The 19,065-nt window shown below is 73.2% G+C and carries 19 protein-coding genes; 11 read left to right on the top strand and 8 right to left on the bottom strand.

Going from position 1 to position 19,065, the window contains the following annotated elements; all coding sequences use genetic code 11:
* Nucleotide 1: 1 nt before the first annotated feature.
* A complete protein-coding gene (locus tag BLA60_RS46085) occupies nt 2-760 on the top strand; it encodes an FHA domain-containing protein (RefSeq protein WP_075130769.1) in 759 nt (252 codons plus the stop codon).
* Between the two features lie 41 nt (nt 761-801).
* Nucleotides 802-3,315: a DEAD/DEAH box helicase gene (locus BLA60_RS01085; protein ID WP_075130768.1), complete on the top strand. Its 2,514-nt coding sequence runs from the start codon at nt 802-804 to the stop codon at nt 3,313-3,315.
* A gap of 22 nt (nt 3,316-3,337) precedes the next feature.
* Here BLA60_RS01085 and BLA60_RS01080 read toward each other — a convergent pair whose 3' ends face one another.
* The 4 genes from BLA60_RS01080 to nudC form a co-directional block, all read right to left on the bottom strand.
* Nucleotides 3,338-4,513 carry an LLM class flavin-dependent oxidoreductase gene (locus tag BLA60_RS01080; protein WP_075130767.1) on the bottom strand — a complete coding sequence of 392 codons (1,176 nt, stop codon included), beginning with the start codon at nt 4,511-4,513 and terminating at the stop codon, nt 3,338-3,340.
* Entirely contained in the window at nt 4,510-5,151 is a 642-nt protein-coding gene (locus BLA60_RS01075) for a phosphoribosyltransferase (RefSeq protein ID WP_245811782.1), read from the bottom strand. The genes BLA60_RS01080 and BLA60_RS01075 overlap by 4 nt, the downstream gene beginning before the upstream one ends.
* Before the next feature lie 228 nt (nt 5,152-5,379).
* Nucleotides 5,380-6,135, bottom strand: coding sequence for a class I SAM-dependent methyltransferase (locus BLA60_RS01070; RefSeq protein ID WP_211288552.1), 756 nt, complete (start codon nt 6,133-6,135; stop codon nt 5,380-5,382).
* A 40-nt stretch (nt 6,136-6,175) separates the two neighbouring features.
* Nucleotides 6,176-7,066, bottom strand: a complete 891-nt coding sequence (gene nudC / locus BLA60_RS01065) for an NAD(+) diphosphatase (RefSeq protein ID WP_211288551.1) — start codon at nt 7,064-7,066, stop codon at nt 6,176-6,178.
* Nucleotides 7,067-7,084: 18 nt separating this feature from the next.
* Between nudC and BLA60_RS42880 the strand changes: the two genes are divergently transcribed.
* The 6 genes from BLA60_RS42880 to BLA60_RS01035 all read left to right on the top strand — a co-directional run bounded on the left by BLA60_RS42880 (nt 7,085) and on the right by BLA60_RS01035 (nt 11,760).
* Nucleotides 7,085-7,582, top strand: a complete 498-nt coding sequence (locus BLA60_RS42880) for an XdhC family protein (RefSeq protein WP_075130763.1) — start codon at nt 7,085-7,087, stop codon at nt 7,580-7,582.
* An 85-nt stretch (nt 7,583-7,667) separates the two neighbouring features.
* Complete coding sequence (fabG, locus tag BLA60_RS01055) at nt 7,668-8,423, top strand: 3-oxoacyl-ACP reductase FabG (protein ID WP_075130762.1); 756 nt, start codon at nt 7,668-7,670, stop codon at nt 8,421-8,423.
* Nucleotides 8,424-8,430: 7 nt separating this feature from the next.
* Nucleotides 8,431-8,883, top strand: coding sequence for a MaoC family dehydratase (locus tag BLA60_RS01050; RefSeq protein ID WP_075130761.1), 453 nt, complete (start codon nt 8,431-8,433; stop codon nt 8,881-8,883).
* Complete coding sequence (locus BLA60_RS01045; protein ID WP_075130760.1) at nt 8,880-10,058, top strand: acyl-CoA dehydrogenase family protein; 1,179 nt, start codon at nt 8,880-8,882, stop codon at nt 10,056-10,058. The genes BLA60_RS01050 and BLA60_RS01045 overlap by 4 nt, the downstream gene beginning before the upstream one ends.
* On the top strand, nt 10,055-11,152 hold the full coding sequence (locus BLA60_RS01040; RefSeq protein WP_075130759.1) for an acyl-CoA dehydrogenase family protein: 1,098 nt from the start codon (nt 10,055-10,057) through the stop codon (nt 11,150-11,152). Before BLA60_RS01045 ends, BLA60_RS01040 begins: the two co-directional genes overlap by 4 nt.
* Nucleotides 11,149-11,760, top strand: a complete 612-nt coding sequence (locus tag BLA60_RS01035; RefSeq protein WP_075130758.1) for a TetR/AcrR family transcriptional regulator — start codon at nt 11,149-11,151, stop codon at nt 11,758-11,760. The genes BLA60_RS01040 and BLA60_RS01035 overlap by 4 nt, the downstream gene beginning before the upstream one ends.
* 4 nt (nt 11,761-11,764) lie before the next feature.
* Here BLA60_RS01035 and BLA60_RS01030 read toward each other — a convergent pair whose 3' ends face one another.
* Complete coding sequence (locus BLA60_RS01030) at nt 11,765-12,550, bottom strand: DeoR/GlpR family DNA-binding transcription regulator (RefSeq protein ID WP_075130757.1); 786 nt, start codon at nt 12,548-12,550, stop codon at nt 11,765-11,767.
* A 40-nt stretch (nt 12,551-12,590) separates the two neighbouring features.
* Between BLA60_RS01030 and BLA60_RS01025 the strand changes: the two genes are divergently transcribed.
* Genes BLA60_RS01025 through BLA60_RS01015 form a run of 3 tightly spaced genes read left to right on the top strand, consistent with a single transcriptional unit; the run spans nt 12,591 to nt 15,209 of the window.
* Nucleotides 12,591-13,496, top strand: a complete 906-nt coding sequence (locus BLA60_RS01025; protein WP_075130756.1) for an ROK family protein — start codon at nt 12,591-12,593, stop codon at nt 13,494-13,496.
* Nucleotides 13,475-14,401 (top strand): 1-phosphofructokinase family hexose kinase, encoded by a 927-nt coding sequence (locus BLA60_RS01020; RefSeq protein ID WP_342744690.1) that lies wholly within the window; start codon nt 13,475-13,477, stop codon nt 14,399-14,401. Before BLA60_RS01025 ends, BLA60_RS01020 begins: the two co-directional genes overlap by 22 nt.
* Nucleotides 14,382-15,209, top strand: a complete 828-nt coding sequence (locus BLA60_RS01015) for a class II fructose-bisphosphate aldolase (protein WP_075130755.1) — start codon at nt 14,382-14,384, stop codon at nt 15,207-15,209. Before BLA60_RS01020 ends, BLA60_RS01015 begins: the two co-directional genes overlap by 20 nt.
* Nucleotides 15,210-15,227: 18 nt before the next feature.
* Here BLA60_RS01015 and BLA60_RS01010 read toward each other — a convergent pair whose 3' ends face one another.
* From BLA60_RS01010 to BLA60_RS01000, 3 genes are all read right to left on the bottom strand, one after another.
* Complete coding sequence (locus BLA60_RS01010; RefSeq protein WP_154814041.1) at nt 15,228-16,421, bottom strand: outer membrane protein assembly factor BamB family protein; 1,194 nt, start codon at nt 16,419-16,421, stop codon at nt 15,228-15,230.
* A 190-nt stretch (nt 16,422-16,611) separates the two neighbouring features.
* Nucleotides 16,612-17,859: an aspartate aminotransferase family protein gene (locus BLA60_RS01005; RefSeq protein WP_075131423.1), complete on the bottom strand. Its 1,248-nt coding sequence runs from the start codon at nt 17,857-17,859 to the stop codon at nt 16,612-16,614.
* Nucleotides 17,860-17,926: 67 nt separating this feature from the next.
* Nucleotides 17,927-19,012, bottom strand: a complete 1,086-nt coding sequence (locus BLA60_RS01000; RefSeq protein ID WP_075130753.1) for an S-(hydroxymethyl)mycothiol dehydrogenase — start codon at nt 19,010-19,012, stop codon at nt 17,927-17,929.
* Nucleotides 19,013-19,065 lie beyond the last annotated feature (53 nt).

Below are 19,065 nucleotides of genomic sequence, written 5' to 3'. Positions count from 1 at the left end.
CATGGCGACGTCGACGTGCCCCAGCGGCCACGCCTCGGCCGACCCCGAGTACTGCGACGTCTGCGGCCGTGCCATGGACGGTCCCGCGCCGGCGGCCGTGCCGTCGGGGACGGGTCCGTCGGGGACGGCCGCTCCCCCGCTGCCGGAACCGGAGGACGTCCCCGCGCCCGACACGCCCTGCGCGGCCTGCGGCGCCCCGCTCTACGGGCGTTTCTGCGAGCAGTGCGGCCACGACTCGCTGGCCGCACCTCCGCCCAAGCCGGTGAGCCCGCCGCCGGTCGCGACCCCGGAGCCGGCCTGGCCGACGGCGGACACGACCCCGGCCCCGGAGCCGACCCCGGAACCGGCGGTCGCGACGGCGTGGACGGTGACGGTGGCCGCCGACCGGGCGTACTTCGACACGGTGATCGGCGCGGAGGGCCCGGACGCCGGCGGGATCACCTTCCCGCCGTTCTGCCCGGAACGGAACTTCCCGTTGCGCGGCACGCAGATCAGCATCGGCCGGCAGAGCCGCCGGCGGGGCATCGACCCGGACATCGACCTCACCGGTCCGCCGGAGGACCCGGGTGTGTCGCACCTGCACGCGCTGCTGGTCGCCCAGGACGACGGCACCTGGGCGGTCGTCGACCTCGACTCGTCCAACGGTGTCTCGGTCAACGACGAGGTGGCGCCGCTGCGCCCGAACACGCCCCGCCCGCTGGCCGACGGTGACCGCGTCTACCTCGGGGCGTGGACCCGCCTCACGCTGCGCGCGACCTGACGTGGGCGGCCCGGCCCCGATCAGGCACGATCGGTAGCACCATGACACGCACCGAGGCGACACTCACCGACGCGCTGCCCGCCGACCCCGACCCGGACGCCCTGTTCGACGCGTTCACGACGTGGGCGGAGTCCCAGGGCCTGACGCTCTACCCGGCCCAGCAGGAGGCGATGATCGAGATCGTCTCCGGGTCGAACGTGATCCTGTCCACCCCGACCGGGTCCGGCAAGAGCATGGTCGCCATGGGGGCGCACTTCGTGGCCATGGCCAACGGTCAGCGGAGCTTCTACACCGCGCCGATCAAGGCGCTGGTGTCGGAGAAGTTCTTCGCGCTGTGCGAGGTGTTCGGCGCGGTCAACGTCGGCATGCTGACCGGCGACTCGGCGGTCAACCCGGCGGCGCCGATCATCTGCTGCACGGCCGAGATCCTGGCCAACATCGCGCTGCGCGAGGGTGCGGGCGCCGACGTCGGCCAGGTCGTGATGGACGAGTTCCACTTCTACGCCGAGCCGGACCGGGGCTGGGCCTGGCAGGTGCCGCTGCTGGAACTGCCCCGGGCCCAGTTCCTGCTGATGTCGGCGACGCTGGGCGAGGTGACCCGGTTCGAGGAGGACCTGTCCCGGCGCACCGGCCGGTCCACGGCGGTGGTGACCTCCGCGCAACGCCCGGTGCCGCTGTTCTACTCCTTCCGGCTCACGCCGCTGCACGAGACGATCGAGGAACTGCTCGCCACCAACCAGGCGCCGATCTACGTCGTGCACTTCACCCAGGCGGCGGCGCTGGAACGCGCGCAGTCGCTGATGAGCATCAACGTGTGCACCCGGGAGGAGAAGGACCGGATCGCCGCGCTGATCGGCAACTTCCGGTTCACCGCCGGTTTCGGCAAGACGCTCTCGCGCCTGGTGCGCCACGGGATCGGGGTGCACCACGCCGGCATGCTGCCCAAGTACCGCCGGCTGGTCGAGCGGCTGGCGCAGGCCGGGCTGATGAAGATCGTCTGCGGCACGGACACCCTCGGCGTCGGCATCAACGTGCCGATCAGGACGGTCGTGTTCACCGCGCTGTCCAAGTACGACGGCCAGCGGGTGCGGCTGCTCAAGGCGCGCGAGTTCCACCAGATCGCCGGCCGCGCCGGGCGGGCCGGCTTCGACACCGTCGGCAACGTCGTCGTCCAGGCCCCCGAGCACGTCATCGAGAACGAGAAGGCGCTGGCCAAGGCCGGCGACGACCCGAAGAAGCGCCGCAAGGTGGTCCGCAAGAAGCCGCCGGAGGGCTCGATCGGGTGGGGCGAGCCGACCTTCCAGCGGTTGGTCGAGGCCGAGCCGGAGCCGCTGATCTCCAGCTTCCAGGTCAGCCACGCGATGCTGCTGAACGTGATCGGGCGGCCGGGCGACGCGTTCACCGCGATGCGCAAGCTCCTGGAGGACAACCACGAGGAGCGCCCGGCGCAGCGGCGGCTGATCCGCCGGGCGATCGCCATCTACCGGGCGCTGCTGGCCGCCGGGGTGGTCGAGCGGCTCGACGAGCCCGACGAGCAGGGCCGGCGGATCCGGCTGACGGTCGACCTGCAGCTGGACTTCGCGCTCAACCAGCCGCTCTCGCCGCTGGCGCTGGCCACGATCGAGCTGCTCGACCGGTCCGACCCGAGCTACCCGCTGGACGTGCTGTCGGTCATCGAGTCCACGTTGGAGGATCCCCGGCAGGTGCTCTCGGCCCAGCAGCACAAGGCGCGCGGCGAGGCCGTGTCGGCGATGAAGGCCGAGGGCATCGAGTACGACGACCGGATGGCGCTGCTGGAGAACATCACCCACCCCAAGCCGCTGGCCGAGCTGCTGCACGCCGCCTACGAGACCTACCGGCGCGGGCACCCGTGGGTCGCCGACTACCACCTGTCCCCCAAGTCGGTGGCCAGGGACATGTACGAGCGGGCGATGACCTTCGTCGAGTACGTCGGGTTCTACCAGTTGGCGCGCAGCGAGGGCATGGTGCTGCGCTACCTGGCCGACACGTACAAGGCGCTGCGCCAGACGGTGCCCGACGAGGCCAAGACCGAGGAGCTGTCGGACCTGATCGAGTGGCTGGGCGAGCTGGTCCGCCAGGTCGACTCCAGCCTGCTCGACGAGTGGGAGCAGCTGACCAACCCGACCGACGAACCGCTGGACGAGTCGATCGACCGGACCCCGGCGGTCACCACGAACACCCGCGCGTTCCGGGTGCTGGTGCGCAACGCGCTGTTCCACCGGGTGCAGCTGGCCGCCCGCCGGGACTACGCGGGGCTGGGCGCGTTGGACGCCGAGTCGGGGTGGGACGCCCAGGAGTGGGCGGCGGCGCTGGTGCCCTACTTCGAGCTGCACGGCGAGATCGGCACCGGGCCGGACGCGCGCGGCCCGAAGTTCCTGATGATCGAGCAGCACACCGACCACTGGGAGGTCCGGCAGGTCTTCGACGATCCGGCCGGCGACCGCGACTGGGGTTTCACCGCCGACATCGACCTCGACGCCTCCGACGAGATCGGCGCGGCGGCGGTGACCATCACCGCCGCCGGGCAGCTCTGAGGCCACCCGGGGACTCGGGCGCTCAGGGCCGGTCGAACTCGGGGATCAGCTCGCCGATCAGCCGGATGCTGCGCAGCACGGACTCGTGCGGCAGCCGGCCGACCTGGTGGAAGCACATCAGCCGGTCGATGCCCAGGTCGGCGTAGCGGCGCAGCTTCTCCCGGCAGGTGGCCTTGCTGCCCACGATCAGCGAGTCCTGGTCGCGCAGCGCCTCGAAGATCTCCTCGTCGGAGACCTGCTCGCCCTCCAGGATCCGGCCGATGCAGATCTGCGCGTGGTTGGGCGGCACGGCCGCGTCGGCGCGGAGGAACTCGCCGGTGAGCCCGCCGCCGTCGGGCGAGTCGAGCATGGCGCGCTGGCGGGCGGCCATCTCGATGAACGCCGTGCGCGCCTCGAAGAAGGTCAGCGCGGCCACGGTGTACCAGGCGGCGGCCGCTGCCGCGCCGTCGCGGATCGCCTCGGCGTCGGTGTCGGCGCAGTGCACGAAGGTGAAGAACGCGACCTGGTCGTTGACGAACGAGCCGACCGGTTGGGCGCACTCGCGCACGGCCGCCCGGTACAGCTCGACCAGCGCCGCCACCCGGGGCAGCGGCTCCCACAGCGTCGTGCCGAGCACGCCGACGCCCCGGCGGCCGGCCTCCTCGAACGAGGACGGGCTGGTCGCCGCCTGCCACAGCGGTGGATGTGGCTTCTGGTAAGGCTTCGGCGCGATCGCGGCGTCGGTGATCCGGTAGGGCTCGGCGTCGTGGGTGAGGCGTTCCTCGGTCCACAGGCGAGGGACGAGCTCGAACGCCTGCGCGGTCTGGGCCCGCACCTGGTCGGGGTCGATGCCGAACAGCCGCCACTCGGGGTGGGTGGAGCGGGTCAGCCCCAGTTCGAGGCGGCCGTCGCTGAGGTGGTCGAGCATGGCGGCGCGCTCGGCGATCCGGATCGGGTGGTTGATCCGCCCTGGGGCCAGCACGGCCGAGTGCCCCAGGCGCATCCGGCTGGTGCGCTGGGAGATCGCGGCCAGCAGCACCTCGGGCGCTGAGGAGAGGCTGAACTCGGCGGCGCCGTGGTGTTCGACCTGCCACCAGCAGCCGTAGCCGAGTTCGTCGGCGAGTTCGGCCTGTTCGATGGTCTGGGTGATGCGCCGGTGTTCGTGGTCGGCCGGCCATGGCTTGGGGTCCTGGATCTCGTTGAAGACGTCGACCTTCACCGGTGGTGCTCCACGGCCGCGCTGGCCAGCAGGTCACGCACCCGCTGGTCGGGAACCTGGGCGAAGTCCTCGTACCACTGCCCCACCGCGACGAACCGGCGTGGGGCCATGGCGCACACCACGTCGTCGGCGATCTCGCGCAGCCCGGGTAACGCCTGCGCCGGGGCGACCGGGACGGCGAGCACGATCCGCGCGGCCCCGAGCCGGCGCAGCACCCGGATCGCGGCGACGGCCGTGGCCCCGGTGGCGATCCCGTCGTCGACGAGCACCACGGTCCGGTCGCGCAGGCTCGGCCGGGGGCCGCCGGGGCGCAGTGCCCTGGCGCGGCGGTCGATCTCCACGCGTTCGTGTTCGATCTGGGCGGTCAGGTCGGACCAGGTCAGGCCGAGTTCGGCGAGCACAGCGTCGTTGCGGACGGTCACGTCGTCCTCGCCGACGGCGCCGACCGCGAGTTCGGGTCGGTGCGGCGCACCGATCTTGCGGACGAGCACGATGTCCAGCGGGGCGTGCAGCGCGGCGGCGATCTCGGCGGCCACCGGGACTCCCCCACGCGGCAACCCCACGACGATCGGGTTCTCGGCGCGCAACTCGGTCAGTTCGCCTGCCAGTTTCCGGCCGGCGGAAGCGCGATCACGCATGCGCATGCCGTCACCTCCTCCCCCCAGTGTCCCCCGGTTGCCGCTCCGGTCAAACCCCCGTACAATCGAACACATGAGCGAAACCTGCTCGTGCCCAGGCTGCGGCCGTTCCCCGACGGGAGACACCATCGAAAACCCCATCGACCACACCGAGGCACCACCCGAGGATCCGTACTCCCGCGAGGCCAATCTGACCCCGGTCAGCCGGACGAGGTCCATGAGCCCGCGTTAGCCGGCCGGTTTGCGCGCCTCCACCAGCGTTCTGGTGGTGTGCGCCAGGAACGGCCCGTCGGCCTGGATGCGGTCGTGCAGCCGGCGCAGCGTGTCCCGGTACCCGTCGACGGTGAAGTCCGGCACCATCCAGATCACCTTGCGCAGGAAGAAGACCACCGCGCCGATGTCGTGGAACTCGGTCCGCAGGCGCTCGGTGCGCAGGTCGAGGACCTCCAGGCCGGCGTCGTGCGCGCCACGCCGGGTCCACCGGGAGTGCCGGCCGTCGCGCACGTGCTCCGGCTGCGGCCCGAGGAAGAACTCCACCAGCTCGAACACGCTCGCCGGCCCGACCTCCTGGGACAGGTACGTGCCGCCGGGCGCGAGCACCCTGGCGATCTCCGGCCACTGCGTGCGCACCGGATGCCGGCTCACGACCAGGTCGAACACGCTGTCCCGGAACGGGAAGCGGTCCTCACCGTGGGCGAGCACCGCCACCCCGCGCGGCCCCAGCAGCCGCGCCGCCCGCGCGAGGTTGGGTGGCCAGCCCTCGGTCGCCACGGTCAGCGGCGCCAGCCGGGGCGCGGTCGCCAGCACCTCGCCGCCACCGGTCTGCACGTCCAGGGCGACCCGCGAGCGGGCCATCCGTTGCGCCATCAGCCGGGCATAGCCCCAGGACGGCCGCTGCTCGGTGGCCCGCCCGGCCAACCAGGAGAAGTCCCAGCCGTCGACGGGCGCCGCCTGCGCCTGGGCGAGCAACGCGTCGAAGTCCATCCGGCCATCCTGCCGATCCATCCGGCCGGCGGCAGCCGGTTTACCGCTCGGCGAGCCAGGTCTGGACGAGGTGGGTCTCGATGGAGTCGCGGCGGTCGGTGCCCGCCGCGCGGTGCCGGTCGATCAGCTCCGCCAGCTCCTCGCGGGTGAACCAGCGCGCCTCCAGCAGCTCGTCCTGGTCCACCGCGACCTCCTCGGACACCGCGACCGCGCGGAAGCCGACCATCAGCCCGGACGGGAACGGCCAGGCCTGGGACGCCTGGTAGCTCACCGAACTCACCGCCACCCCGGCCTCCTCGGCCAGTTCGCGGCGCACCGCGCCCTCCAGGCTCTCGCCGATCTCCACGAACCCCGCCAGCGTGGAGTACGCGTCGGCGGCGGCGCCCCGGTGGCGGCCCAGCAGAGCGCGATGACCGTCGGGCGAGACCACCAGCATGATCACCGCCGGCTCGATCCTGGGGAACAGCAGCTTCCCGCACCCGGTGCAGACCAGCTGGTGGCCGGCGTGGCGCACCGAGGTCCGCGCGCCGCACGCCCCGCAGTAGCGCTGGTTGCGGTGCCAGTGCAGCATTCCGCGCGCGTAGGCCAGCACCGCGGCCTCCGCCTCGCCGAGTGTGGGGAACAGCCGCCGCACGTCCACCACCGCGTCCGCCCCGGCCCGCGGCACGGCCGCCGCCTCGTCCAGGTCGGACAGGTCGACGGCGAACACCCCGGCGTCGGACCCGGCGGAGCCGTCGAGCCCGAGGAACACCGCGTCCCGGTCGTCGACGACCGCCGACACCGGGACACCACCGGCGACCAGGCAACCGTCGCGCCAGAAGGCGAGGACCCGCGAGCCGGGCGCGGCCCGCACGGTCTCCACCCAGGCGGCGTCCGGGCGCCGCGCCCCCGCCCGGTCCAGCAGCAGTCCGTTGTACGGAAGTGTCAGCACGCGTGCCACCCTAGGCTCATGGACACCGACGCCAGCTGCGCCGTCGCCCACGGCGCGCGACCGGCCCCGGTGACGGCACGTGCCCTGGTGGCCGTGTTCGCCACGCCGGTGGCCGAGCACCTGCTGCGCTACGCGGGCGACCTGGGTTACCGCACCGCGCTGGTCGACCCGGAGCCCGGCAGCGGGGCGCTTCCCGAGCTGCCCGAGGACCTGGACGCCGGCACCGACGTCGTGGTCACCGACCACCACCGCGCCGAACTCGGCCCGCTGCTGCGCGACGCGCTGGCGCGGGAGGTCCGGTGGGTCGGCATCATGGGAAACCCGCGCCATCCCGGTCCGCACGTCGAGGCGCTGCGCGCGCTGGGCGTCGGCGAGGACGACATCGCCAGGGTGCACCGCCCGATCGGGCTCAACATCGGCTCCCGCACGCCGGCCGAGATCGCCATCGCCACGCTGGCCGGGCTGGTGGCCGACCGCAACGGCAAGCCGGGCGGGTTCGTCTTCGACCTCACCTAGACAGCCGCCGCCACGCGAGCTACGTTACTAAGCGCTTGCTTAGCAAGTGGACACAGCAGCGATCTCAGCGTGGAGGACAGAACAAGTGGCCAACTCCCGTGTCGCGATCGTCACCGGTGCCGCCCGTGGCATCGGTGCGGCGATCGCCAAGCGACTGGCGAAGGACGGCTTCGCCGTCGGGGTGATCGACCTCGCGCAGGACTCCTGCACCGCCACCGTCGAGGCGATCACCGCCGAGGGCGGCAAGGCGATCGGCGTCGGCGCGAACGTCACCGACGCGGCCCAGGTCGCCGCCGCGGTGGCCCGGGTCGCCGACGAGCTCGGCCCGCCGACGGTCCTGGTGAACAACGCCGGCATCACCCGGGACAACCTGCTGTTCAAGATGACCGAGGACGACTGGGACGCCGTGCTCGGCGTGCACCTGCGCGGCGCGTTCCTGATGAGCCGCGAGGTGCAGAAGCACCAGACCGAGCAGGGCCACGGGCGCATCGTCAACCTGTCCAGCACCTCGGCGCTGGGCAACCGGGGCCAGGCCAACTACTCCGCGGCCAAGGCCGGCATGCAGGGCTTCACCAAGACCCTGGCCATCGAGCTGGGCAAGTTCGGCGTCACGGTCAACGCGATCGCCCCCGGGTTCATCGAGACCGACATGACAGCGGCCACCGCCGAGCGGATGGGCATCAGCTTCGAGGACTTCAAGAACGGCGCGGCGGCGGCGATCCCGGTACGCCGGGTCGGTCAGCCGGAGGACATCGCCGCGCTCACCTCGTTCCTGGTGGGCGAGGAGTCGGGTTTCGTGTCCGGTCAGGTCATCTACGTGGCCGGCGGGCCACAGGACTGAGGGCGCCATGCGCACATTCGCCGATCTCGACGAGTTCGCCTCGGCCAAGGGCGAGCACCTCGGCCACAGCGACTGGTTCACCGTCACCCAGGAACGGGTCGACGCGTTCGCCGACGCCACCGGGGACCACCAGTGGATCCACGTCGACACCGAACGCGCCAAGGACGGCCCGTTCGGCCACACGATCGCCCACGGCTATCTCACGCTCTCGCTGATTCCCACGCTGGGCAAGGAGATCTACACCGTCGACAAGGTCGCGATGGGGATCAACTACGGCCTGGGCAAGGTCCGGTTCCCGACGGTGCTCCCGGTCGGCGGGCGGATCCGGGTCGGGGCCGAACTGGTCGACGTGGTCGACCGGCAGCAGGGCCGGCAGGCCACGCTGCGCTGGACGTTCGAGCTGGAGGGTGGCGACAAGCCGGTCTGTGTCGCCGAGACGATCGTGCTCTACGTCGCGTGAACGCCGACACGCTGCGCGAGCGCACACGCGAGCTGCTGGCCGCCAACGACCCGGCGACCACCGACCGGCTGGACTTCCTGCGCGCCAGGTTCGACGCGGGCCTGGCCTGGGTGCACTTCCCGGAGGGCCTGGGCGGGCTTGGCGCCGAACGCGACCTGCAGGGCGTCGTGGACGCCGAGCTGGCCGGGGCCGGCGCGCCGGACAACGACCCGCGCCGCATCGGCATCGGCCTGGGGATGGCGGCGCCGACCATCCTCGCCTTCGGCACCGAGGACCAGAAGAAGCGCTTCCTTCGTCCACTGTGGACCGGTGAGGAGGTGTGGTGCCAGCTGTTCTCCGAGCCGGGTGCCGGCTCGGACCTGGCGGCGGTCGGCACCCGCGCGGTGCGCGACGGCGACGGCTGGCGGCTCACCGGCCAGAAGGTGTGGACCTCCAGCGCGCACACCGCGCGCTGGGCGATCCTGCTGGCCCGCACCGACCCGGACGTGCCCAAGCACGCCGGCCTGTCCTACTTCCTGCTCGACATGACCGACCCGGGCGTCGAGGTCCGCCCGCTGCGCCAGATCACCGGCGAGGCGGAGTTCAACGAGGTCTTCATGACCGAGGCGTGGATCCCCGACAGCAACCGCCTCGGTGAGGTCGGCGACGGCTGGCGGGTCGCGCAGACCACGCTGATGAACGAGCGGGTGGCCATCGGCGGGCGGCCGGTGCCGCGTGAGGGCGGCATGATCGGCCCGGTCGCCGCGACCTGGCGGGACCGCCCGGAGGTCCGCACGGCCGAGCGCCACGACCGGCTGGTCGCGCTGTGGGTGCGGTCCGAGGCGCTGCGGCTGGCCGGCGCGCGGCTGCGCCAGCAGCTCGCGGCCGGCAACCCCGGCCCGGAGGGCTCGGCGATGAAGCTGGCGTTCGCCACCCTCAACCACGAGCTGACCGGCCTGGAGCTGGAGATGCTCGGCGAGGACGGCCTGCGCTACGACGACTGGACGATGCGCCGCCCCGACCAGGTCGACTTCCTCGGCCGCGAGGCCGGCTACCGCTACCTGCGGGCGAAGGGCAACTCGATCGAGGGCGGCACCTCCGAGGTGCTGCGCAACATCATCGCCGAGCGGGTGCTCGGCCTGCCGGCCGAACCCCGGGTGGACACCAAGGTTCCGTGGAAGGACCTGCCCCGATGAACCTCCTGTACACCGATGTCGAGGAGCAGCTGCGGGCCAGCGTCCGCGACCTGCTCGGCGACCGGGCCCAGCCCTCGGCGGTACTGGCCCGCTGCGAGACCGACACGCCCCACGACCTCGACCTGTGGCGCACGCTGACCGCCGACCTCGGCGCCGGCTCGCTGCACGTGCCCGAGGAGCTGGGCGGCCAGGGCGCCTCGGTCCGGGAGGTCGCGGTGGTGCTGGAGGAACTCGGCCGCCACGTCGCGCCGGTGCCCTTCCTGGGCAGCGCCGTACTGGCGACCAGCGCGCTGCTGGCCTGCGAGCCGACCACCGAGGTCCGCGACCTGCTGGCCGCCCTGGGCACCGGCCGGTCGGTCGGCGCGCTGGTGGTGTCGCTGGCCACCGCACCGGGCGCTCCCCCGCCCCCGACCGTGGAGGTCGTGGACAGACAGCTGCGCGGCGCGGTCCGCTCGGTCGCCGACGCCGGACCGGCCGACGTGCTGCTGGTCCCGGCGGGCGGCACGCTGTACGCGGTGCGGACCGACCAGCCGGCGGTGGCCGTCACCCCCGTGGTCTCGCTCGACCTCACCCGCCCGGTCGCCGACGTCCGCCTCGACGGCGCGACCGGTACCCCGCTGGGCCCCGACGCCGCGGTGGACAGCGCGCTGTGGACGGCCACGGCGCTGCTGGCTTCCGAACAGATCGGTGTCACGCAGTGGTGCCTGACCACGACGGTGGCCTACCTCAAGGACCGCCACCAGTTCGGCCGTCCGGTCGGCTCGTTCCAGGCGCTCAAGCACCGGCTGGCCGACCTGTTCGGCGACCTGGCGCTGGCCCGCGCCGCCGCCCGCAACGCCGCCGACACCGCCGCCGCCGATCCTGGCGGCGACGAGGCGAAGCTCTCGGCGCTGCTGGCGAACTCGCTGTGCTCGGACGTCGCGGTGCACGCCGCCCAGGAGTGCGTCCAGCTGCACGGCGGGATCGGCATGACCTGGGAGCACCCGGCGCACCTGTACCTCAAGCGCGCCAAGGCCGACCAGATCGCGTTCGGCACGCCGGGGCAACTGCGCCAGCTGCTCGCGCCGCTGGTCGATCTCCCAGGCCCGCGGTGACCCTGCCGCTGTCCGAGGACCTCTGGCCGGACGTCCGGCCGGAGACGGCCCGCCGTCTCATGGCGGCGGCGGTGCAGTCGTTCGCCGAACGCGGCTACCACGCCACGACGACCAGGGACATCGCCACCGCCGCCGGCATGAGCCCGGCGGCGCTGTACGTGCACTTCCCGGCCAAGTCAGCGGTGCTGTTCGCCATCAGCCGCAGCGGGCACCAACGCATGCTGACGACCGTCGAGCGGGTCGTCGCCGGGGCGCCGGACGACCCGCCGGTCGCGATGCGGGCGCTGGTGGAGAAGTTCGTGGCCTGGCACGCCAACCGGCACGTCGTGGCGCGGGTCGTCCAGCACGAGCTCAATGCGCTGCCGCCCGAGGACTACGCGGTGGTGGCCGACCTGCGGCGGCGGACCGAGCAGCTGGTGCGGGACGTGATCACCGCCGGGGTCGAGGCCGGGGCGTTCGAGGTGCCCGACGTCCGCACCGCCGCCCGGGCCGTGCTCGGCCTGGGGATCGACGTGTCCCGCTGGTACACGCCGTCGAGCAAACCGGCTCCCGACGAGCTGGGGCGCCAGTACGCCGACCTGGTGCTGAAGATGCTCGGCCACCGGTGAGCGCTCAGACCACCTCGACGCGCACGCCCTCCACCTCGAACGCGGCGACCAGCTCCGGTGCCACCGCGCTGTCGGTGATCAACGTGTCGATGGCGGTGGTGGCGCAGATGCGGGCGAAGGCGTGCCGGCCGAGCTTGGAGCTGTCGGCGGCCACGACGGTGCGCCGGGCGCGTTCGGCCATCAGCCGGTTGACGCTGGCCTCGCCCTCGTGGTGGGCGTAGGCGCCCTGGGCCGGGTCGACCGCGTCGACGCCGAGGAACACCACGTCCACCGTGATCTCGGCCAGGACGTGGGTCGCCAGCGGACCGGACAGTTCGAAGGACTGGGGGCGGGCCACACCACCGGTGAGCACCAGCTTCACCTGGGGGCGCACGGCCAGCTCGCCGGCGATGTTGAGGGCGTTGGTCACCAGGGTCAGCGCCGGCTCGTCGGCGGGGGCGGCCAGGTCCGGGCGGGTCGCCAGGGCTCGGGCGATCTCGGTCGTGGTGGTGCCGCCGTTGAGGGCCACGACACTGCCCCGGGTGACCGACGCGGCCGCCGCGCGGGCGATCCGCTCCTTCTCCGACGCCCGCCGGGCGCTGCGGTAGCGCAACGGCAGGTCGTAGGCGACGTTGGTGGCCACCGCGCCGCCCCGCGTGCGGGTGAGCAGCTGCTGGTCGGCGAGGTGGTCGAGGTCACGGCGGATGGTCGCGGCCGACACGTCCAGTTGGCCGGCCAGCCGCTCGACGTCGACCCGACCCTGCCGGCCGAGCAGATCGAGCAGGGTGCTCAGCCGTTCGTAGCGGTCCACGTGGTGCAATGTATTCCCCCTGACCTGCGGAGGACGGCACATGGACCGGCTCGTCGCGGCCATCGACGTCGGCGGCACCTCGATCAAGTCGGCGCTCGTGGCCGAGGACCTGCGGGTCCGCCACACGCACCGGACCGCGACCCGCCGGGTCGAGGGCAGTGTCGACGTCGAGCAGATCATCGAACTGATCGACGAGTTACGCGCGGCCGCCGGTGACCACGAGGTCGTCGGTGTCGGGCTCGCGGCACCGGGGATCATCGACGAGCGGGCCGGTATCGCCCGCGCGGCGGTGAACCTCGGGTGGCGGGACCTGCCGCTGCGTGACCGGCTCGCCGACGCCTGCGGACTGCCGGTCGCGCTGGGCCACGACGTGCGCAGCGGCGGGCTGGCCGAGTTCACCGTCGGCGCGGCGACCGGGGTGCGCAACGCGATGTTCGTGCCCATCGGTACCGGGATCGCCGCCGCCGTCCTGGTCGACGGGCACCGGCTGGACGCCGACGGGTACGCCGGCGAACTCGGCCACATCGTCGTCGACCCCCAGGGCGCGGTCTGCGGGTGCGGCATCCGGGGCTGTCTGGAGACCGTGGCGTCGGCGGCGTTCATCGCCCGCCACTACGCGGCGCGCTCGGGCCGGCCGGTGACCAGGGCCGCCGAGGTGGCCGCCGCCGTCGAGGCCGGCGACCCGGACGCGCAGGCCGTGTGGTCGCGGGCGGTCGACGGGCTGGCCGCCGCGCTCACCACGGCCATCACGTTCGTCGCGCCGGAGGTGGTGGCGATCGGCGGCGGCCTGGCCGAGTCCGGGGACACGCTGCTGGTGCCGCTCAAGGAGTCGTTGAGCGGGCGGATGAGCTTCCAGCGGATGCCGACGCTCGTGCGGGCCGCCCTCGGGGACAACGCCGGCTGTATCGGCGCCGGCATCCTCGCGTGGCGGGCGGCCGCCGGGTGATCCTGACCGTCACGCCGAACGCGGCGCTGGACGTCACCTACCACGTGCCGACGCTGCGGCCGGGCGCGGCGCACCGGGTCACCGACGTCGCCGTGCGAGCCGGCGGCAAGGGTGTCAACGTGGCGAGGGTGTTGCACGCGCTGGGCCACGAGACGCTGGTCACCGGGCTGGCCGGCGGCCGGGAGATCCAGGACGACCTCGCCGCCGCCGGTATCGCCGAGCGGCTGGTGTCGGTCACCACCCCGGCCCGCCGCACGGTGACGGTCGTGTCGGGCGACGGCGCGGCGACCGCGTTCAACGAGCAGGGCCCGCCGGTCGCCGCGCGGGACTGGGAGCGGCTGGCCGCCGTGTTCCCGACGCTGGCCGACCGGGCCGAGGTGGTCGTGCTGTCGGGCAGCCTGCCGCCGGGGCTGCCGGCCGACGCCTACGCCCGGCTGATCGGCGCCACCACGACACCGGTCGTCCTGGACGCCTCGGGGCCGGCGCTGCTCGGCGGGGTGCCCGCCGGGCCGAGGCTGGTCAAGCCGAACGCCGAGGAGCTGGCCGAGGCCACCGGCACCGGTGACCCGCTGGCCGGGGCGGCGAGACTGCGGGCGCACGGCGCGGGCGCGGTGGTCGCCTCGCTCGGGCCCGACGGGCTGGTCGCGGTCACCGGCGAGGGTGTGTGGCGGGCGCGGTCGCGGCCCCGGACCGGTAACCCGACCGGCGCGGGTGACGCGTGCGTCGCCGCGCTGGCGGCGGGGCTGGCCGCCGGGGCGGACTGGCCGGTGGTGCTGGCCGACGCGGTCGCGCTCTCGGCCGCCGCCGTCGCCTGCCCGCTGGCCGGCGACGTGGATCTGGACGTCTACCGGCGACTCGCGCCGCTCATCGAGGTGGAGGGACCCCATGCTGACACCGACCGCTGAGATCGTCGGGCCCGCGGCGGCGGCCGGCCGGGGGGTCGGGGCGTTCAACGTCATCCAGCTCGAACACGCGCAGGCCGTGGTCGCCGGCGCGGAGGCGGCCGGGGCGCCGGTGGTGCTCCAGCTCAGCGAGAACGCGGTGCGCTACCACGGGGCGCTGGAACCGTTGGCGCGGGCCACGTTGGCGATCGCGCACGCGTCCTCGACGCCGGTGGCCGTGCATCTGGACCACGCCACCGACGCCGGGCTCGTGCGCGAGGCGGTCGCGCTCGGCCTTGGCTCGGTGATGTACGACGCCTCCACGATGTCCTATGTGGACAACGTGGCGACGACGGCGGCGGTGGTCGAGCACTGCCACGCGCACGACGTCTGGGTGGAGGCCGAGCTGGGTGAGGTGGGCGGCAAGGACGGGGTGCACGCGCCGGGTGCGCGGACCGATCCCGGCCAGGCGCGGTCGTTCGTGGCGGCGACCGGGGTCGACGCGCTGGCGGTGGCCGTCGGCACCTCGCACGCGATGCTGACCAAGGACGCGGCGCTCGACCTGGACCTGATCGCCCGGCTGCGGGCCGAGGTCCCGGTGCCGCTGGTGCTGCACGGCTCGTCCGGTGTCCCGGACGACGACCTGCGCCGCGCGGTGGTCGCCGGCATGACGAAGATCAACATCGCCACCCAGCTGAACAAGGCGTTCACCGCGGCCGTGCGTGCCCATCTGGCGGACGACCCGCTGGTCGTGGACACCAGGAAGTACCTGGGTGCCGGCCGGGACGCGGTCGCCGCCGAGGTCACCCGGGTGCTGGGCGTCCTGACCTGACCGTGGCCGCCGCCCGGCTCACAGCGGCAGCCGGTGGACCGCCAGCCTCCCCCGCTCAGGGTCCTCCTGGACGACCACGGCGACGTGGTCCGCGTCGAGGTCACGGATCACTCCCGGGAGGGGCGTGACCAGCGGGTTGCCGTCCCGGTCGGTGATCAGGGCCGACTCCTCCCGCGCGACCAGGACGAGGCGGTCCTCCCAGATCCGGGAGAGCTCGTAGCCCGACTCCGGTTCGAACCGGGTCGACTTCCTGGTCGCCGGGTCGAGGACCACGATGCCGCCGTCGTCGTCGTGGCAGGCCAGCAGCCGTGTCCCGGCGCGGCACCGCACGTCGGTGGCGGTGAGGGTGAGTTCGGGGTCCCAGAGCTGGTCACCGGTCACGGGGTCGACCAGAGTCACCCGCTGGGCGCCCCGCTCGCCGGTGGTGATCAGGACGCCGGTCCCGGTGAGGCCGCTGGTCCCGGACGGCGGGGTCTCGGCGGTCGTCCAGCGGGTCCGGCCGGTCGCCGCGTCGACGCCGGCGACGATCTTCACCCCGGCGCCGGTGAGTTCCGGAACGGGCTTGCCGACCGGGGTGACGTCCCCGACCACCATGTCACCGGCGAGGTCGAACCGGCCGTCGGCGGCGGCCCACGGGACCTCCCAGAGTTTCTGGCGCGACGCCAGGTCGAACCCGATCCAGGTGTCGGCAGTGCGTTCGTTGCGCGCGCCGTTCCGGGTGACCAGCGCGACCGCGTACCGCTCGTTCGCCCGGAAGCTGGTCAGGTTCGACCACGGCTCGCCGGTCGCCGGGCCGAGCCGGCGGTCGGTGAGCACCGGGAAACGCCAGCGCACCGAGCCGTCGGCCCCGGACAGTGCCGCCAGGCCCTCCTCCCGGCCGGGTTTCCCGCTGGGCATCGTGACGGCCTTCTCGTACTGCACCACGACCGACCAGTCGCCGTCGGCGTCGAGCACCGTCGTGTGGTAGGTCACGAAGCCCAGGCGCGCGCCGTCGCCGCCGAGCGCGGCCTCCTCTCGCAGCGACCAGCGGACCTTCCCGGTGGCGGCGTCCACCACCGACAGCGTCCGCCGGTAGTCCTCGCCGCCCTCCAGCCCGACCTGGACCAGGGCGTCACCGACGAAGGTCGCGCCGAGTTCGCCGGGGCGCGAGGTCACCGCGCCGCTCCACAGCGGCCGCTCGTCGAGGACCGCGGGCGCCGGCGGTGGGGTCACGGTCGAGGTTGTCGAGGTTGTCGAGGCCGTCGGGGCCGGCGCCGGGGACGTGGCCGGGGACGTGCTCGACTCGAGCGTGGACGGGACACCCGGTCTGGAACACGCCCCGGCCAGCACCAGCAGTCCCACCACGAGCACAACCCTGATCATCATTGACCAGGGACGCGCCGGCCGCGCCCGCGGTTCCGGGTCAGGCCGAGGCGACCGCCTCCCGCCACAGCGCCAGGCCCTCGTCGATCTGCTCGGCGGTCACGATCAGCGGCGGGATCATCCGCACGACGTTGCCGGCCGCGCCGCAGGTGAGCAGCAGCAGCCCGGCCGCCGAGGCCGCCTGCTGGACCCGGGCGGCGGCGGCCGCGTCGGGGTTGCCGTCCTGGTCGACGAACTCGCTGGCCAGCATGAGGCCCAGGCCGCGCACGTCGCCGATGGCCGGCGTGTCGGCGGCCACCTTGGCCAGCCCTTCCCTCAGCCGGGCGCCCATCTCGGCCGAGTTGGCCACCAGGTTCTCCGACTGGACGACCTCCAGGGTGGCCAGCGCGGCGGCGCAGGCGACCGCGTTGCCGCCGTAGGTGCCGCCCTGCGAACCGGGCCACGCCTTGGCCATCAGCTCGGCCGGCGCGGCGATGGCCGACAGCGGGAAACCGCTGGCCAGGCCCTTGGCGGTGATCACGACGTCGGGGCGGACACCGAAGTGGTCGTGGCCCCAGAACCTGCCGGTCCGGCCGAACCCGGTCTGCACCTCGTCGAGCACCAGCAGGATGCCGTGCCGGTCGGCGCGCTCACGCAGTCCGCGCATGAACTCGGTGTTGGCCGGCACGTAGCCGCCCTCGCCGAGCACCGGCTCGACGAAGAACGCGGCCGCCTCGCCCGGGGTGGTCAGCGTCTGCAGCACGTAGTCCAGCTCGCGCAGCGCGAACCGGGTCGCCTCCTGCTCGCTCCAGCCGTAGCGGTAGGCCGTGGGGAACGGCGAGACGACCACCCCGCCCATCAGCGGGGCGAACCCGGCACTGAACTTGGTGGCCGAGGTGGTCATGGAGGCCGCGCCGATGGTCCGGCCGTGGAACGAGCCGTGGAAGACGATCACGTTGGGCCGGGCGGTGGCCTGCCGGGCCAGCCGCAGCGCGGCCTCGACCGCCTCACTGCCGGAGTTGACGAAGAACAGCGAGTCGAGGCCCTCGGGCAGGACCGTGCCGAGCCGTTCGGACAGCGTCAGCAGCGGACGGTGCATGACCGTCGTGTACTGGCCGTGGATCAGCTTGGCGGCCTGCTCCTGAACGGCGGCGACCACCCTCGGGTGGCAGTGACCGGTGCTGGTCACGCCGATACCGGCGGTGAAGTCCAGGTACCGGCGCCCGTCCTCGGCGTAGAGGTAGACGCCCTCGCCGCGTTCGGCGAGCACCGGTGTCGCCTGCTTCAGAATCGGGGACAACCCAGACATCAGCACAACCCTCCCGTAGATTGTCGACAATCCTACGACTGGTTGCGGGATGTGGCCAGTGGCCCCGTCAGAAGACGACCACCGAACGGAGTACGTCGCCGTGGTGCATCTTGGTGAACGCCTCCTCCACCTGGGTGGGCGTGATCTTCTCGGTGACGAACGCGTCCAGGTCGAGCCGGCCCTGCAGGTACAGGTCGATCAGGTACGGGAAGTCGCGTGAGGGCAGGCAGTCGCCGTACCAGCTGGACTTGAGCGAGCCGCCCCGGGAGAAGAAGTCGATCAGCGGCATCTCCAGGCGCATGTCCGGGGTGGGCACGCCGACCAGCACCAGGGTGCCGGCGAGGTCGCGGGCGTAGAAGCCCTGCTTCCAGGTCTCCGGGCGGCCGACGGCGTCGATCACCACGTCCGCGCCGAACCCGCCGGTCAGTTCCTGGACCGCCTCGACGACGTCGGCGTCGGTGGCGTTGATCGTGTGGGTGGCGCCCAGCCCGGTCGCCCAGTCGAGCTTGCGCTGGTCCAGGTCGATGGCGATGATCTTCGTCGCGCCGGCGAGCCGGGCGCCGGCGACGGCCGCGCTGCCGACCCCGCCGCAGCCGATCACCGCGACGCTGTCGCCCCGGGTGACCGCGCCGGTGTTCACCGCCGCGCCGATGCCGGCCATGATCCCGCAGCCCAGCAGGCCGGCGGCGGCCGGCGAGGCGTTCGGGTCGACCTTCGTGCACTGTCCGCTGTGGACGAGCGTCTTCTCGGCGAACGCGCCGATGCCCAGCGCCGGGGTGAGCGCGGTGCCGTCGGTGAGGGTCATCGGCTGGGAGGCGTTGAACGTCGAGAAGCAGTACCAGGGGCGACCCCGCAGACAGGCACGGCAGGTGCCGCAGACCGCGCGCCAGTTGAGGATCACGTAGTCGCCCGGCTCCAGGTCGGTGACGCCCTCACCGACCTCCTCGACCACCCCGGCCGCCTCATGTCCCAACAGGAAGGGGAACTCGTCGTTGATACCGCCCTCGCGGTAGTGCAGGTCGGTGTGGCACACGCCGCAGGCGTGCACCGCGACCACCGCCTCGCCGGGACCGGGATCGGGGACGACGATCGTCTCGACCTCGACCGGCGCGCCCTTCGACCTGGCGATGACACCGAGAACCTGCTGAGCCATTGAGCCACCCACCTTCCGTGCGCCGTTGCTTGGTGTACTTCTACCAGCCACGC

This window comes from Actinophytocola xinjiangensis (assembly GCF_001921215.1).
Classification (GTDB): domain Bacteria; phylum Actinomycetota; class Actinomycetes; order Mycobacteriales; family Pseudonocardiaceae; genus Actinophytocola; species Actinophytocola xinjiangensis.
This window is presented reverse-complemented; position numbering and strand designations above follow the sequence as displayed.

Bases quoted from the DNA above. Each gene is read 5' to 3' on its own strand.
- BLA60_RS46085 (WP_075130769.1), top strand. From the start codon at position 2: ATGGCGACGTCGACGTGCCCCAGCGGCCACGCCTCGGCCGACCCCGAG.
- BLA60_RS01085 (WP_075130768.1), top strand. From the start codon at position 802: ATGACACGCACCGAGGCGACACTCACCGACGCGCTGCCCGCCGACCCC.
- BLA60_RS01075 (WP_245811782.1), bottom strand. From the start codon at position 5,151: ATGCGTGATCGCGCTTCCGCCGGCCGGAAACTGGCAGGCGAACTGACC.
- BLA60_RS01070 (WP_211288552.1), bottom strand. From the start codon at position 6,135: ATGGACTTCGACGCGTTGCTCGCCCAGGCGCAGGCGGCGCCCGTCGAC.
- BLA60_RS42880 (WP_075130763.1), top strand. From the start codon at position 7,085: ATGGACACCGACGCCAGCTGCGCCGTCGCCCACGGCGCGCGACCGGCC.
- BLA60_RS01050 (WP_075130761.1), top strand. From the start codon at position 8,431: ATGCGCACATTCGCCGATCTCGACGAGTTCGCCTCGGCCAAGGGCGAG.
- BLA60_RS01040 (WP_075130759.1), top strand. From the start codon at position 10,055: ATGAACCTCCTGTACACCGATGTCGAGGAGCAGCTGCGGGCCAGCGTC.
- BLA60_RS01025 (WP_075130756.1), top strand. From the start codon at position 12,591: ATGGACCGGCTCGTCGCGGCCATCGACGTCGGCGGCACCTCGATCAAG.
- BLA60_RS01015 (WP_075130755.1), top strand. From the start codon at position 14,382: ATGCTGACACCGACCGCTGAGATCGTCGGGCCCGCGGCGGCGGCCGGC.
- BLA60_RS01005 (WP_075131423.1), bottom strand. From the start codon at position 17,859: ATGTCTGGGTTGTCCCCGATTCTGAAGCAGGCGACACCGGTGCTCGCC.
- BLA60_RS01000 (WP_075130753.1), bottom strand. From the start codon at position 19,012: ATGGCTCAGCAGGTTCTCGGTGTCATCGCCAGGTCGAAGGGCGCGCCG.